This is a genomic window from Williamsia sp. z34 (assembly GCF_059553395.1).
Genome location: NZ_JCANWW010000008.1, coordinates 47,098 through 61,068 on the forward strand (window position 1 = coordinate 47,098; position 13,971 = coordinate 61,068).

The 13,971-nt window shown below is 64.6% G+C and carries 12 protein-coding genes and 1 pseudogene; 6 read left to right on the forward strand and 7 right to left on the reverse strand.

What is annotated here, in order from left to right; translation table 11 throughout:
- Positions 1–104: 104 nt before the first annotated feature.
- Positions 105–1,328, forward strand: coding sequence for an MFS transporter (locus tag AC51GT_RS19380; RefSeq protein WP_496329840.1), 1,224 nt, complete (start codon positions 105–107; stop codon positions 1,326–1,328).
- On the opposite strand, the gene AC51GT_RS19385 is transcribed toward AC51GT_RS19380, so the two are convergent.
- Positions 1,321–2,523 (reverse strand): trans-sulfuration enzyme family protein, encoded by a 1,203-nt coding sequence (locus tag AC51GT_RS19385; protein ID WP_496326692.1) that lies wholly within the window; start codon positions 2,521–2,523, stop codon positions 1,321–1,323. The two genes, AC51GT_RS19380 and AC51GT_RS19385, sit on opposite strands and share 8 nt — an antisense overlap.
- 166 nt (positions 2,524–2,689) lie before the next feature.
- Here AC51GT_RS19385 and AC51GT_RS19390 point away from each other — a divergent pair, with 166 nt between their 5' ends.
- Positions 2,690–3,619 carry an SDR family oxidoreductase gene (locus AC51GT_RS19390; protein ID WP_496329841.1) on the forward strand — a complete coding sequence of 310 codons (930 nt, stop codon included), beginning with the start codon at positions 2,690–2,692 and terminating at the stop codon, positions 3,617–3,619.
- 72 nt (positions 3,620–3,691) lie between these two features.
- Here AC51GT_RS19390 and AC51GT_RS19395 read toward each other — a convergent pair whose 3' ends face one another.
- A complete protein-coding gene (locus AC51GT_RS19395) occupies positions 3,692–4,570 on the reverse strand; it encodes a helix-turn-helix transcriptional regulator (RefSeq protein ID WP_496329842.1) in 879 nt (292 codons plus the stop codon).
- Between the two features lie 99 nt (positions 4,571–4,669).
- On the opposite strand from AC51GT_RS19395, the gene AC51GT_RS19400 reads away from it, so the two are divergent.
- On the forward strand, positions 4,670–6,301 hold the full coding sequence (locus AC51GT_RS19400; RefSeq protein WP_496329843.1) for an AMP-binding protein: 1,632 nt from the start codon (positions 4,670–4,672) through the stop codon (positions 6,299–6,301).
- Between the two features lie 120 nt (positions 6,302–6,421).
- On the opposite strand, the gene AC51GT_RS19405 is transcribed toward AC51GT_RS19400, so the two are convergent.
- A complete protein-coding gene (locus tag AC51GT_RS19405) occupies positions 6,422–6,577 on the reverse strand; it encodes a hypothetical protein (RefSeq protein WP_482138084.1) in 156 nt (51 codons plus the stop codon).
- A gap of 408 nt (positions 6,578–6,985) precedes the next feature.
- Between AC51GT_RS19405 and AC51GT_RS19410 the strand changes: the two genes are divergently transcribed.
- Entirely contained in the window at positions 6,986–7,858 is an 873-nt protein-coding gene (locus tag AC51GT_RS19410) for a universal stress protein (RefSeq protein ID WP_496329844.1), read from the forward strand.
- 109 nt (positions 7,859–7,967) lie between these two features.
- Here AC51GT_RS19410 and AC51GT_RS19415 read toward each other — a convergent pair whose 3' ends face one another.
- Entirely contained in the window at positions 7,968–8,507 is a 540-nt protein-coding gene (locus tag AC51GT_RS19415) for an NADPH-dependent FMN reductase (RefSeq protein ID WP_496329845.1), read from the reverse strand.
- A gap of 49 nt (positions 8,508–8,556) precedes the next feature.
- On the opposite strand from AC51GT_RS19415, the pseudogene soxR reads away from it, so the two are divergent.
- Positions 8,557–9,000: pseudogene (soxR, locus tag AC51GT_RS19420) on the forward strand (redox-sensitive transcriptional activator SoxR); the annotation flags it as partial.
- 96 nt (positions 9,001–9,096) lie between these two features.
- On the opposite strand, the gene AC51GT_RS19425 reads toward soxR, so the two are convergent.
- Positions 9,097–9,579: a VOC family protein gene (locus AC51GT_RS19425; RefSeq protein WP_496329846.1), complete on the reverse strand. Its 483-nt coding sequence runs from the start codon at positions 9,577–9,579 to the stop codon at positions 9,097–9,099.
- A gap of 249 nt (positions 9,580–9,828) precedes the next feature.
- Here AC51GT_RS19425 and AC51GT_RS19430 point away from each other — a divergent pair, with 249 nt between their 5' ends.
- Positions 9,829–10,830 carry a TauD/TfdA family dioxygenase gene (locus AC51GT_RS19430; RefSeq protein ID WP_496329847.1) on the forward strand — a complete coding sequence of 334 codons (1,002 nt, stop codon included), beginning with the start codon at positions 9,829–9,831 and terminating at the stop codon, positions 10,828–10,830.
- Between the two features lie 14 nt (positions 10,831–10,844).
- Here AC51GT_RS19430 and AC51GT_RS19435 read toward each other — a convergent pair whose 3' ends face one another.
- Both AC51GT_RS19435 and AC51GT_RS19440 read right to left on the reverse strand, forming a co-directional pair.
- Positions 10,845–12,989, reverse strand: a complete 2,145-nt coding sequence (locus AC51GT_RS19435; RefSeq protein ID WP_496329848.1) for a molybdopterin-dependent oxidoreductase — start codon at positions 12,987–12,989, stop codon at positions 10,845–10,847.
- Between the two features lie 29 nt (positions 12,990–13,018).
- Entirely contained in the window at positions 13,019–13,852 is an 834-nt protein-coding gene (locus AC51GT_RS19440) for an oxygenase MpaB family protein (protein ID WP_496329849.1), read from the reverse strand.
- Positions 13,853–13,971: the final 119 nt, after the last annotated feature.

Consider the following 13,971-nt stretch of genomic DNA (forward strand, 5'->3'; position numbering starts at 1 on the left):
GAACGCCTGATCGTGGTTTTGCCTGGGGCTATCGTGACTCACAGATACTGATCGACCTGTAACCCCTGTTTGCCTATCGGGACTGGATCTGGGATGTGACTTCCGTGGGCCCGTCCGAATCGCCGGAGGACGCCGCCGCCCCGGCGCGGAACCGAACGCAGATGATCGCGTTTGTGGCGGTGGTCTATGCGTTCACGGTGGTGATGATGGGGACCACGCTGCCGACTCCGCTGTACCCGGAGTTCTCCGAAGAGTTCGGGTTCGGCACCTTGATGACCACGGTCATCTTCGCCGTCTACGCACTCGGCGTGCTCGCTGCTCTCATCGGCGTCGGCAGATTTTCCGACACCATCGGCCGCCGGCCGATGCTCTATGCCGGCGTCGCACTGTCGTTGCTCAGTGCCGTGTTCTTCATCATCGGCGGAAGCCTGGAGATGCTCTTCATCGGCCGGGTCATGTCGGGGTTCTCGGCCGGCATCTTCACCAGTACCGCCACGGTGGCGGTGATGGAGTCGGCGCCACAGAGCCGCCGCGGGATCGCGCCGGCGGTGGCCACCGGAGCGAACATCGGCGGCCTCGGGCTCGGCACCCTGCTCGCCGGTGTGGTCGCCGACCTGGCCCCGGATCCGACCCACACGGTCTTCGTGGTGCAAGCGGTGCTGGTGGCGATCGCCGGTGTGGGCCTGCTCAGGGTTCCGGAAACGGTCGACGTGCGAAAGGGCGCTCGCCCGAAACTGCAGCGGGTCAGTGTCCCGCCTTCTGTGCGTGGCGTTTTCGCCCAAGCCGCCGTGGGTGCAATTGCCGGCTTCGCGGTCTTCGGTCTCTTCAGCGCGGTGGCGCCGGACTTCCTTGCCGACGTGCTCCACGAGAAGTCGCCGATCGTTTCCGGTGTGGTGGTCTTCGTGCTGTTCGCTTCGTCGGCGATCACCCAGATCGTGTTGTCCAAAGCGCCCATTCGGCCGTCCTTGCTCTACGGATATGTGGCATTGACCGTGAGCATGGTTGTGCTGATCGTCAGTTTGCACGCCGAATCATTGATCGCGTTGGTTGTTGCGGCGGTGATCTCGGGTGCGAGCCAGGGCGTCCTGTTCGCCAAGGGAATCGCGGCGATTGCCGCACGCGTCGAACCGCACCGCAAGGCGGACGCAACGTCGGCATATTTTGTGGTCGCCTACGTGGCGATCTCGGTGCCGATCATCGCCACCGGGTTTGCCGAGCAGGCCTGGGGCCTGAGGACCGCGAGTGTGGCGTTTTCGGTCGTGGTCATCGTCCTGGCACTGGGCGGATTGATCAGTTTGCTGATGCCGCCCCGCGAGTCGATCAGCTGAACGTGGCGTCCAGCGCCGCTGACAGATCGGCGATGATATCGGCGGGGTCTTCGAGTCCGATCGAGAACCGGAGGTGTCCCCAGGTGCGGAATTCCTCTGGATAGTGCTGCACCCGTGGACCACTCGTACCGACGTGCACGATCAGCGTTTCGTCGTGACCGAGCGATACGGCCGAGGTGATCATCCGCAGATTCGAGACGAATCGGTTCTGGGTGTCGGAATCGCCGTTGACGGCAAACGCCATCATCGCGCCGTGGCCACGGCCACCGAACTGGGTGGTCGCCAGCGCGTGCTGAGGATGCGACTCCAGGCCGGGGTAGGCCACATAGGCCACGCGCCTGTCGCTCTCGAGGAACTCGGCGACCTGCGCGGCCGACTCCAGGTGCCGGGCCATCCGCAACGGAAGTGTGATCGACCCGCGACTGATCAGCCAGGCATTGAACGGTGAGATCACGCCGCCGACGTCAACCATCGCGTCGGTCTTGATGGGATCGATCAGTGCCTTGGCGCCCAGGACCGCGCCGCCCATCGCGTCGCCGTGACCGTTGTAATACTTGGTCAGCGAGTGCACCACCAGATCCGCACCGTCGGCGAGTGGCCGGTACAGCGGCGGTGGTGTGAATGTCGAATCGACGACCACCAGCGCGCCTGCGGCATGCGCGATCTCGGCGACCGCACCGATATCGGTGACCTTGGTGGTGGGATTGGCGATCGCCTCGATGTGGACCAGGCGGGTGTTGGGCCGCAGTGCTGCCCGCACCGAATCGAGGTTCGAGGCATCGACAAATGTCGCCTCGATGCCGTATTTACGAGGCAGGAGTTCGGTGAACAACCGAAACGTCGCCTCATAGGTGACGTCGGCGATCAGCACGTGGTCCCCGGACTCGAGATGGGTGAAGAACACCGCATGCAGCGCGGCCACCCCCGAAGCCAGGACGACAGCGTCCTCGGCACCTTCGAGTGCGGCCAATTTGTGCTGCAACGCAATCTGATTGGCCCCGGAGTTACGGGTGTAGAGCGGGATCTCCGTGCCCGACCAACTGACCTGCGACGGATCATCGGGCAGTGCATACGAATTGGCCATCACGATCGGCGTACGGATCGCTCCGGAACCCTTGTCGATGCTGTTGCCGGCATGCACCGCTTGGCTGCCGAAGGCGAGTGTGGCGGGGTCGTGGCTGTCGGGGCGTGACATGTGCTCAGGGTAGGAGGGCGGCGACCACCCCCGCCAACGCGACGCGCCCACACCGTCTGTCGAAACGGCCCGGAGCAGATGACGAACCGAAAACGTAGTTGCAATCGGAAATTTGGTATCACAATGTTTGTGAGCTATCACAAACGTGGGCGGGCGGAGATGTCACATGAATATCGCGGTGCTCGGTGCCAATGGCGCGGTCGGGATGAGGGTGGTCCGTAAATTGCGCGACGACGGCCACGATGTCGTCCGGATCGGCCGCAGACCGGACGACAACGACGTGCTGGTCGATCTCGCCGACGCGGGCGGGGAGGCGTATCGCGCGGCGGTTGATGGCATGGATGTGGTGGTCAACGCTTCCGGGATCGAGGATCCCGCCCTCGCGAAAGAGGCTGGGGCAGCACGATTTGTCGACATCAGCGCCACCCCGCGATATCTCGAGGCGATCATGGCCGCGCCGGCCGCAGGTGGTGTGCTCACCTGTGTCGGGCTCGCTCCCGGCCTCACGACCATCTTGGCAACTGCACTGGCCGCCGACTCATCCGACGGCGTCGACATCGGATTGATGCTCGGGGCGGGTGAACGTCATGGCCGGGCGGCTGTGGAATGGACGGTCGACCTTCTCGGTACGTCGTTCACCGATTATGTCTCGGGTGAGCGGATCCGGAACATGGTCAGGTCAAGAATTCTCGAGGGCCCGCACAACAGTCGAAAGCGATATGTGCGAGCCGACTTTCCCGACTATCTGGCAATCGGCTCAGATGGACCGCATGTGGCGAACTACCTGACCCTGAGTTCGGTGTCGGCGACGCTGGCGTTGCGGGCTGCCGCACTGATGCCGGCACTGGGCCGGCCCATGCTGCGCAAGGTGCACCTGCCGGGAAGCGAGGAGTGGTCGGTGCTGGTCCGTAACCGCAACACCGGGCGATGGCTGTACACCGAGGGCCGCAATCAATCCGAGATCACGGCCACCATGACCGTTGCTGCCATCGAAGCCGCGCAAGGACGCATCGATCCGGTGTTGCTCAGCTGCGATGTCCTCGACACCAACGCTCTACATGCTCACTGGGACATCATGATTCGAGCTGGTCGTTAGACCGCCCCGATGATGTGCCCCTTTGGCGATCAAAAGCCCAGGTGGACGCCGCCAGAAGGGCACATCATCGGGTTAGGGGAGCAGATTCATTCGCCGGGCCGTGACCACGGCTTCGTGCCGGTTGTGGACGCCCAGCTTGAGCATCGCGCTGCGCAGATAGCTCTTCACGGTCTCCGGTTTCACCGAGAGTGTCTTCGCGGCTTCGGCATTGGAGCAACCCAGCGCCACCACCGCCAGGACATCTATCTCCCGGCGGGACAGGTCGACATCGGGTGCCGGTTCTGCCGCCTCGCCGCCGACGACGCGAGCAAGCCGGTCGGACAGGTCACGGGCCCGACGGCCCTCGACCGGTTCGATTCGCCCGGCAAGGTCACGGAGCCCGGCGTGGATGCTGCGCAACTCTTCCCGTGTCGCCGAGTCGGGACGCTCGGCGGTGTTCTCGGTGGCGGTGTTCTCGGTGGCGGAGGCGAGCATTCGGATTCGACGGTCCACCTCGTCGCGGATCGCGATCTCCGTCGCCAGCCGCCGGCACGCCGCGATCACCGACTCGGAGGTACGGCTGCCGATCGGCGCGGCGTCACGGCGCGCCGCATAGATCACCGCCCGGGCGGTGGAACCGACCACGACGGGCACCGCCAGGACCGACCGCAGGCCCTCGCCCAACACCGGCCCGTCGTAGTCGTGGGTGATTGCCGACGCGGTCCGGTAGTCGGACACCGACGCCGGTTGGCGTCGCTGCACCACTCGGCCACCGAGACCGGCCGCGGGATTCACATTCAACCCCCGCAGCCCGTTGGTGCGGACCCCGAGAAACTCGGTGAGCAGCAGCGTTCCGGCAAGAACCTCGCCGCCGAACAGGACCGGGGTCTGTGGCTCCGTCGCCAGTGCCCGCATCTCGTCCCGGAGAGCGTCGGTATCGCGCGGTCGCAGCAGTGGGTGCCGGCCTGTCATCGGTGAGTCAGCCCTTTTCGGGGGTAGCGGGTGAGTTACTGTGACGTGGATCCTACTCCGGAGTAGAAGTGTCCTGACCAGTGAGGATTCAAAGGGAATATGTTTGCCACAACTGAGCGGGTCAGCGAGATGCTGGCACAGTACGACCGCCCCGACGCAAGTGCCGCTGACCTGCTGTGTGATCGCCACCCAGCCGACGCGGTGGCGTTCACGGTGATCGAGACCGACGACGCCGGAGAACTCGTCTCCGTCGATCTGACCTACGGAGAGCTGCGCGAGCAGTCGTCGAAGTTCGCGGCAGCGCTGGCCGGGCTCGGCGTCGAGCCGGGTGACCGTGTCGCAAGTCTGATGAGCAAGTCCGCCGACCTGGTGGTCGCGGCGTTGGGCATCTGGCGACGCGGCGCTGTGTACGTCCCGTTGTTCACCGCCTTCGCGTCTCCGGCGATCGCTTTCCGGCTGACCAACAGCGGGGCCAAGTTCGTGATCTCCGATCTCGATCAACTACCCAAGCTGGCCCCCGGTGACGACATTCCGGCCGATGCACCGTGGCGGGTCATCGCTGCCGGTGAGTCCGCGGAGCACGAACTGCAACTGGCCACGCTGATCGAGGCCCACGAGGTGGACGAGCCCGGTGGGCAGGCGGTCGCGGTCGGTGGCGAGGGACTCCTCGTCGAGCTGTTCACCAGCGGAACCACCGGGGCCCCCAAGGGCGTGCCGGTCCCGGTTCGGGCGCTGGCGTCGTTCCACGCGTACCAGGAGTTCGGGCTCGACGTACGCCCCGACGACGTGTTCTGGAATGCGGCCGATCCCGGATGGGCGTACGGCCTCTACTATTCGTTGCTCGGCCCGCTCGCGACCGGCACCCGGAGCCTGCTGCTCCACGCCGGTTTCTCCCCGGCGTTGACGTGGAAGGTGCTCGAGCAGTTCGGTGTCACCAATTTTGCCGCCGCGCCCACCGTCTACCGCGCGTTGCGCGCCGACAGCGGACCGGTCCCCGAGTCGATCGGACTGCGGCGCGCGTCGTCCGCCGGTGAACCGCTGACACCCGACGTCGTCGGCTGGTCGAAGGATGTCCTGGGTGTGTCCGTACGTGATCAGTACGGACAGACCGAACACGGCATGTTCATCGTCAACGCCTGGCACGACGATCTGCGCGCCGACGTGCCCGCGGGCTCGATGGGACGGCCATTGCCGGGCTGGTCCTGCGCGGTACTCGCCGAGGACTCCGATACGCCTGCTCCGGTGGGGACCGTCGGCCGGGTTGCGATCGACACCACCGCCAGCGACCTGCTCTGGTTCACCGGATACGTGGACGCGCCGGAGAAGACGGCAGGCCGGTACACCGAGGACGGCCGCTGGTACGTCACCGGGGATTCCGGGTCGGTCGACGAGAACGGCTTCTTCACCTTCTCGTCCCGCGATGATGACGTCATCATCATGGCCGGTTATCGCATCGGCCCCTTCGACGTCGAAAGCGTGCTCGTGATGCATGAGGCCGTGGTCGAGGCTGCGGTGGTGGGCAAGGCAGACGAGCTGCGCGGCGAGGTGCTCGAAGCCTATGTGGTGCTCAGGGATCCGGCGGACGCGTCGGCCGAACTCGAGGCCGAACTCCAGCAGTTGGTCAAGAAGAAGTTCGCGGCCCACGCCTACCCGCGCACGGTGCACTTCATCGAGGCACTGCCGAAGACCCCCAGTGGCAAGGTCCAGCGCTTCCAGCTCCGCAAGCGCTGATCCGCATCGGGCGACCACCAGCGTCGTCGGGACTGTGACCAGAAACACACAACAATGGCCCGCCGATCATCGGCGGGCCATTGTTCTAACCGGAGATATGAGGCGAACAGGGTTCGTCGCTCAGCGCGGTGTGCGCTCTTGTGCGCGCTGTACCGCGGGATCGACCACCTGGTCGGAAAAGACCGGCTGCGGGATCCGCGGCGCGTCTTTGGAGCTCTGTGCGGCGGGCTCGGAGCGGATCGACTCGCGGTGCGAGAAGAGTTCGGTTTCGGGCATGCTGGCTTCTTTCTTCGTTTCGGTGCGGCTCTCGTGTTGTCGTGCGATGCACGGGATCTGCGCGAGAGCTGCCGGGTGTCGCCGGCGATCGTGGTCTGAAAAGACTCATTGGGAGAATCTCTTCGAGATGTTCCACGGTGCCAGGAAAAATGTGATCAAACGTCTACCGGCTATCGGCGATTCGCAGGGTTCCGAGGTATCGGATTCGAGGAGGTTCGACGAAGGTTGCCGGTGGTGGATGTATCCGACGATACCAAGTGTACGGGCAATTCGGCCGAACCGGTTGTATTGGGCACATATGCCCTACATCGACGTGGCGAAATGTGGTGCAGTAGATGTGCGGCGCGCGTTGACTGGGTGAAGCCCGGCGCGATTGTATGGGGCCGACGTGAACAAGGAGGTTCGACCATGAGCACCACGATCGTTGTAGGAGTAGACGGTTCGGAATCCGCCCTCGAGGCGGTGGCCTGGGCAGCGAAAGCTGCTGAGCGGCAAGGCGAATCCTTGTCCATCCTGGGCGCGTACGAAACCCAGGGCGCGCTGTACGCGCCGGCACTGGTCATCCCGCAGGATGTCGTCGACATCATCCGGCAAGAAGCACACGACAACGTGGACAAAGCCGCGGCAATGGTCCGGGATATCGCACCCGGCGTCGACGTGAAAACCAAAGTCGCCGAAGGGCGCGCCGGGACACTGTTGATCGAAGAATCGCACCATGCCTCGATGGTCGTGGTGGGCAGTCGAGGTCTCGGCGGCGTCAAGGGACTGTTCCTCGGTTCGGTGGGTGTCGATGTCGCCGCCCATGCCACGTGCCCGGTCCTCGTCTACGCAGGTCCGGGCGGGACCGGACCGGTTGTGGTCGGTCTCGATGGATCCGAATTGAGCGAGGGAGCGGTCGCCGCGGCGTTCGAACAGGCGTCATTGCTGAAGACCGATCTGCTTGTGGTCCATACCTGGACCGACCTGGCCTCCGATGCGCTGTACGGATACGGACTCGAGCCCGATCAGCTGCAACAACTGTCCGATGACGCGCATGAGGTTGTTGCCGAACGGATCGCCGGCTTCGGCGCCGACTATCCCGACGTCGAGGTCAAGCGGGTGATCGTGCCCGACGGCCCGGTGCACCAGCTACTCGAGCACGCCAAAGATGCGAAACTGCTGGTGGTGGGCAGTCGTGGGCGTGGCGGATTCAGGGGGCTGCTGCTCGGCTCCACCAGCCAGGCGATCCTGCACAGGGCCCACTGCCCGGTCCTGGTCGTCAAGCCGTCGACCAAGGACTGATTCCGACGATTCAGCCGGGCTCAGCCGAGAGTTCTTGAGCGCCGGCGTTTTCGATTCCGGCGGTGCCGAGCGCTAGGACGGCTGCCACCTTTTGTGCGCAGGTCCATGGTCACGCTGCGCCTCGATCCCGATGGTTGCGTTCGGGTTTGAGCAGTTCGGCCCACCAGACGAGTTCGTCCATCGCGCTGCGTGCCGAGACGATCGCGGTCTCGTCGAGCGTGAGGCGACCGTCGGTCACGTGGTCCCAGGGAGCGTGGATGACCACACCGTTTCTGGTGCCGACCGAATACAGTTCGGCGAACACGGCGCGTAGATGTTCCACTGCGCGTAGACCTCCCGACATGCCGCCATAGGACACGAAGGTCACCGGTTTGTGTTTCCATTCGAAGCGGTGGGCATCGATGAGAATTTTCAGCTCGCCGGGGTAGGAATGGTTGTATTCCGGTGTGACCACGATGAACCCGTCGGCGGTCGCCAGCAGGTCGGTGGTGTGCGGTCCGGTGGGTTCGGCGAGGTCGATGACCTCGATGTCGAGCCCATACGGATTGACTTGTTCGACAAACCATTCGGCCACGCGTGGGCCGATGCGACCGGGGCGGACGCTCGCGATGATCAGGGCGAACCCGAGGTGTGTTGCTTGCATGGTCATCAGTCTTCAAGTTCAAGGGCACTTGAAGTCAAGGGGGTACGATGCGAAAATGGCAGTGAACAAGTTGGAGTTGACGGTAGGGGAGTTGGCCATCCGGGCCGGCGTGGCGCCGTCGGCCGTGCGATATTACGAAGATCGCGGACTGATCTTCAGTCGCCGTACCGCTGGTAACCAGCGGCGCTATCACCGCGCGATGTTGCGGCGGCTGGCCTTCATCCGGGCCTCCCAAGCCGTCGGGATACCCCTGGCGACCATCGGTTCGGTCCTGGAGGTGCTCGGTGAACACGAGTCGCCGACCAAGGCGATGTGGCACAAGGCCTCGGTGCGGTGGATGGAAGACCTCGACGAGCGGATCGCGCTGCTGCAGCGGATGAGGGACCTGATGGACGGCTGCGTCGGCTGCGGCTGCCTGTCGATGAAGGCGTGCCAACTCCTCAACCCCGGCGACGTGTTCGCGCAGCAGGGAGTCGGCACCAACCGGTTGCTCACGCAGGAATGTGAAGAGAAACTCGAAGGTCATGAGCCGGCGGGCTGCGCCAAACCCTCGCCGCGCGCAGGTGGCCCAGCCGGCCGGGTCGGTCCCGTCCGCTCAGGCGGCTGAGTCGGCGCCGGCCTCCAGATCGGCGATCACCAGCTTGCCGTGGGTTTTCATCATCGCTTCACTGGCGCCCCGGGCGCGGGCCGAATCCGGATCGGTCAACAGTTCGTACAACCTGTTCGGCACGATCTGCCAACTGAGACCGAACGGGTCCTTCAGCCAGCCACACTCGGATTCGGAGCCGCCATTGGCGGTCAGCGCGTTCCAGTAGTAGTCGATCTCCTCCTGTGATCCGCAACGAACCACAAACGACACCGCCTCGCTGAAATGAAATTCTGGGCCGGCGTTGATGCCTTCGAAGCTGTTGCCGGACAAGGTGAACATGGCGGCGAGGATGCTTCCTTTCGGTCTCGGATCATCCTCGCCGACGTACAAGATCTGGTCGATGGTCGAGTCGGGGAAGGTCTCGGTGTAGAGCTTCATGGCTTCTTCGATGTTCTGGTTGAACCAGAGCGAGGGGGTGATGGCGGGCATGTCCGGGTCCTTTCGGGTGTAGGAGGCGAGCAGACGGCCTGCTTGCCTCCGGCGCTGCGTCCACAGGTACCGACTGCGCCGGCGGTGAAAACTCACCGCGGAGGCCCAGCCGGTACTCGGGGCCAATCGGCTCGGGGTTCGAATCGTGACCTTGCCGCCGCCATTTCTTGGCATTTCTCGCACTGTGCGATCGGTTGGCGCGGATTACCCTGTTGATACCGCCTCGGCATGGATCGGAGGGCGAGCAAGATGAGTGCACAATCGCTTCCCGGACTGCACGGGCACCTCTGGCCGACAGTTCAGACGGCAGATATCGGTGAGTATGCGCAGGTCATCAGCAAGCTCGCGCAGAATGTGTCCGCCGATTCGCTGACGGATCCGCAAGATTTCAGCAGGCAGGCCCGACTGTCGGCGGCGCTGTTGCCCGCGCCGATCCGGGAGCTGCTGCTCGACTTCCTCGTCGAAGGTGACGGAGGATTGCTGTTGCGTGGGCTCGACGTCGGTGACATTCCCGAAACCCCGGCCGCCGCGGTCGGTGCTCCGACACGGCACACCGCGATCGCGAGGCAGTCGGCGCTACTGCTCTCGAGCATTGTGCATCTGGTGGGATATCGACCGGAATGTGGCGGTGAACTCGTGCAGACCCTGGTCCCGATTCGTGGTCATCAGCGGCGGCAGATGTCGACCGGTAGTGCGGTGAACCTCGAAAGCCATACCGAGCAGTGCCACAATCTCCGGACCCGGCCCGACTTCATCGCCCTCGGATGCCTGCGGGGTGATTCGACGGCGGCGACTTATCTGTTGTCGGCTCGGCAGTTGCAGAACCTGCTTCCCGCCGAGACCGTCGCCTTGCTCCGGGATCCGGTGTTCTACACGCGCGTGGACGGATCGTTCGTCGACGGTGGCGTTGCGGACGAAACCCGAGGACCCATCCCGGTACTCAGTGGTTCCTGGGATGACCCGGTGATCACCTACGACGAAGATCTGATGTCTGCAGATGACGACGACCACGTTGCCGCTCTGGCGGCGGTGAAATCCGTATGGCGGGCACGCCATGACGAAATCGTCCTGCGCCCAGGCGATTTGTTCATCATCGACAACAGCCGGGCCATCCACGGTCGTAGTTCTTTCGCGCCGCGTTGGGATGGGGCCGATCGATGGTTGTGCCGGCTGCAGGGGCTGTGCAATCTGGCGGTGTCACGGTTCGCCCGCGAGGATCGGTCGCCGATCATCGAGGTCGAGGGTTGCTGAACGCCGGTGCCTGTTCAGCCGGCGGCACTGACCGTCACCGGTACCCCGTTCAGCGCCGCATTTCCCGAGATCTCGTCGAGGCGAAGGGGATCGGTGACGTCGTTGGCGCTCGGGGCATCGACGAGTGCGGCCACGGACAGACGAACGCCGTCTTTGTTCTGACCGAAACCATGGGGCAGACTCACCACGCCCGGCATGATGGTGTCGCTTTCGGCAACAGTCACTTCCACACTGCCTGCCGCGGAGCGCAGCAACGCCCGGTCGCCGGAACACAGTCCGCCGGAGGCCAGGTCCGCTGGATGCATCAACAGGTGATGGCGCGCATGACCTTTGGACAATCTGGGTGAGTTGTTCATCCACGAATTGTTCGATCGCAGGTGCCGCCGGCCGATCAGCAACAGTTCGTCACCGGTCGTCGCCACCAGGTCGGTGTGCATGCGGCCCAGGTCCGCGGTGATCGGCGGTGGTGCCAGATCGACCTGGCCGGAAGCGGCAACGAGTTTGCGGCGCAGGCCGGGGCGCAGTGCACCGAGGTCCCGGCCGGACGGGGTGGCAAGGAGTTTGCGCACCGTCAGTTCTCCCGGCCCGGTGTGCAGCAGCAGATTCAGCAGAAACCGTGGACCGACCGCCGCGCGGATGTTCGGAACCAGTTGCTTCGGAATCTGCCGGAGACGTTGGAGCACGGGCCGGTCTGCGGAGCGGGCCCGGGACAGGCCGCGGGTGAGGTCTCCGAAGATCTCCCAATCATGCTTGGCATCAGCCGATTTGGTGACAACCGGCGCGGTGAATCGGGCGGTGTTGCGAACCGCGAGCTGGTGAAAGACGAGGTCGTAGTGGTCGCGTTCGAGGATCATCGTCGGCGGCAGGATCACGTCGGCGTGCCGGGTGGTCTCGTTGATATAGAAGTCGACGGACACCATGAAGTCGAGACCATCGAGGGCCGGTCCCAGATTGCCGCCTCCGGGTGCTGAGGAGACCGGGTTGCCCGCGACCGTGATCAGGGTCCGGATCTGGCCCTTGCCCTCGGTGACGATCTCGTCGACGAGTGTGGCGACGGGGAGTTCGCCCGCGAATTCCGGTAGCTGACGGACCCGGCTGCGCCACTTGTCGAAATGGCCCCGGCCACTGAGTTTGCGCCCCACCAGGTCGATCTCGGGGTCGGGCAGGAGTGCACCGCCGACGCGGTCGAGGTTGCCGGTGACCGCATTGATCACCTGGATCGCCCATTGGCACACGGTCCCGAATCGCTGGGTCGACACACCGGTTCGCCCATAGATCACCGCGCGCGGGGACGCGCCGAAATAGGTTGCGATCGAACGGATGTCGGTGATGTCCACACCGGTGATCGGGGCCGCCCATTCCGGCGTGGTCGTCGTGCAGAGCGTCCGGACCGTATCGAGTCCGGACAACGGGAGGTGCTCGATGCGCTCCGGCGAGATCCCGCGCTCGTGGACGAGCACGTGCAACATGGCCATGAGCAACGCCGCGTCGGTGCCCGGGCGGATGAAATGGTGCTTGTCGGCTATTGCGGCGGTCTCGGTGCGGCGGGGGTCGATGACCACCAGCTGCCCACCGCGACGGCGTAGTTCGCGCATGCGGTTGCGGAAGTCGGGCGCGGTCATCATCGAGCCGTTGGACACCACCGGATTTGCGCCGATGACCAGCAGGTGGTCGGTGTTGTCGAGGTCGGGTATCGGGATCTGCAGCTGGTGCCCGTACATCAGATGGGCGGTCAGTTGGCTGGGAAGCTGATCCGCCGAGGTCGCGGAGAAGACGTTGCGGGTGCCGATTGCTTTCACAAAAGGCAGTCCGTGGGTGACGAATCCGAGACTGTGCGCGTTGGGATTGCCCAGATAGATTCCGACGGCGTTGCGACCGTGCTGTTCTTGGGTCCCGGTGATCTTGCCGATGACCAGTTCGATCGCCGCCGGCCAGCTGATGGGCTGCCATCGACCTTCGGGTGTCTTGCGCAGCGGCGTCCGCAACCGATCAGGATCGGCGTGCAGGTCGGCCAGGGCCGTGCCCTTGGGACAGATGTGGCCACGGGATAGGGGGTCATCGCGATCGCCGCGGATATCGACGACGCGGTTGTCCTTGACGGTCACGTGGAGACCGCAGATGGCCTCACACAGATTGCAGACGCTGTGGCTGGGCGGCATACGACGTGAGTGTAGGCCTGGTCGCGGTCTCAGAAGACAGCAATTCCGAACCTGCGCCGGATTCGCAGGTCGGCCAGCATGACGTCGTTGAGCCCTTTGATCAGGCGTGAGGACGCCCAATCGGTCTGGCGATACACCTTGAGGACCCGGTGGTATCGCCGATCGTCCGCGGCGGTCCACGACCAGCCCATCGCCTCACGGAAAGGCTCGGGAAGGGCGCCTTTGGTCATGAACAGCTGTGGTCCGCCGAACGCCTTGTGCAATGCCTTCCCGCTGATACCCAACGGGCCGGTGAGGAAGCTGAGATCGGCGAGCGAGGTCAGCATCTCCCGGACCGGTGGATCGATGTGGATGTCCGCGAGCTGTTTGTCCCAGTACTCCTCGAAGGCGGCGCGATCGGGCGGCCACATCGCGGGGCGCACGTTCAGCGTCGTGCCGAGCCGGGCCGCGTCGGCGTAGACGGCGTCGGCGGCGTCGGCGTCGAGGGGTCCGTACAGGAACTCGTACTGGTCGACGTAGAAGCGGTACAGGCACGCGGCCACCCACAGTTGCAGTTCGGGGCTGTTGGCGCTGTAGGCGACCTCGGCACCCGTTTTCGAGGCGACCTGACCGTGGACATGATGTAGCTGTTCGCGGACGTAGGCGACGTCGTCGTCGGAACCGCTGATCGCCACGGCCAGATACTGGCCGGTGGTGCGCGCTCGCTTGATCGGGTGCTTGAACGTGCTGCCGCGTTCGACCGGGCTCTCGAGGACGCCGTGGCCGATACCGGGGGAGGCGAGCTGCATGATGACGTTTGCTGCGGCCATCGTGCCGCCCAGTGAAGTGATGAGGTCTAGCGTTCTCCGAGGCTTGCTGCGCATCACACGGCTCCTGGACCCGGGTGCACGGCAGTGTGCACACATCGGCGTTTTTCGATGATAGCTCCCGATCCGCACCGGACCGTCGGACTCGGCCGGGGTTGATCATCCGGTGGGTGATC

Excerpts from the sequence above, each read along its gene's own strand:
- AC51GT_RS19385 (WP_496326692.1), bottom strand. The coding sequence starts at position 2,523 with ATGTCACGCCCCGACAGCCACGACCCCGCCACACTCGCCTTCGGCAGC.
- AC51GT_RS19390 (WP_496329841.1), top strand. The coding sequence starts at position 2,690 with ATGAATATCGCGGTGCTCGGTGCCAATGGCGCGGTCGGGATGAGGGTG.
- AC51GT_RS19395 (WP_496329842.1), bottom strand. The coding sequence starts at position 4,570 with ATGACAGGCCGGCACCCACTGCTGCGACCGCGCGATACCGACGCTCTC.
- AC51GT_RS19400 (WP_496329843.1), top strand. The coding sequence starts at position 4,670 with ATGTTTGCCACAACTGAGCGGGTCAGCGAGATGCTGGCACAGTACGAC.
- AC51GT_RS19405 (WP_482138084.1), bottom strand. The coding sequence starts at position 6,577 with ATGCCCGAAACCGAACTCTTCTCGCACCGCGAGTCGATCCGCTCCGAG.
- AC51GT_RS19410 (WP_496329844.1), top strand. The coding sequence starts at position 6,986 with ATGAGCACCACGATCGTTGTAGGAGTAGACGGTTCGGAATCCGCCCTC.
- AC51GT_RS19415 (WP_496329845.1), bottom strand. The coding sequence starts at position 8,507 with ATGACCATGCAAGCAACACACCTCGGGTTCGCCCTGATCATCGCGAGC.
- AC51GT_RS19425 (WP_496329846.1), bottom strand. The coding sequence starts at position 9,579 with ATGCCCGCCATCACCCCCTCGCTCTGGTTCAACCAGAACATCGAAGAA.
- AC51GT_RS19430 (WP_496329847.1), top strand. The coding sequence starts at position 9,829 with ATGAGTGCACAATCGCTTCCCGGACTGCACGGGCACCTCTGGCCGACA.
- AC51GT_RS19435 (WP_496329848.1), bottom strand. The coding sequence starts at position 12,989 with ATGCCGCCCAGCCACAGCGTCTGCAATCTGTGTGAGGCCATCTGCGGT.
- AC51GT_RS19440 (WP_496329849.1), bottom strand. The coding sequence starts at position 13,852 with ATGCGCAGCAAGCCTCGGAGAACGCTAGACCTCATCACTTCACTGGGC.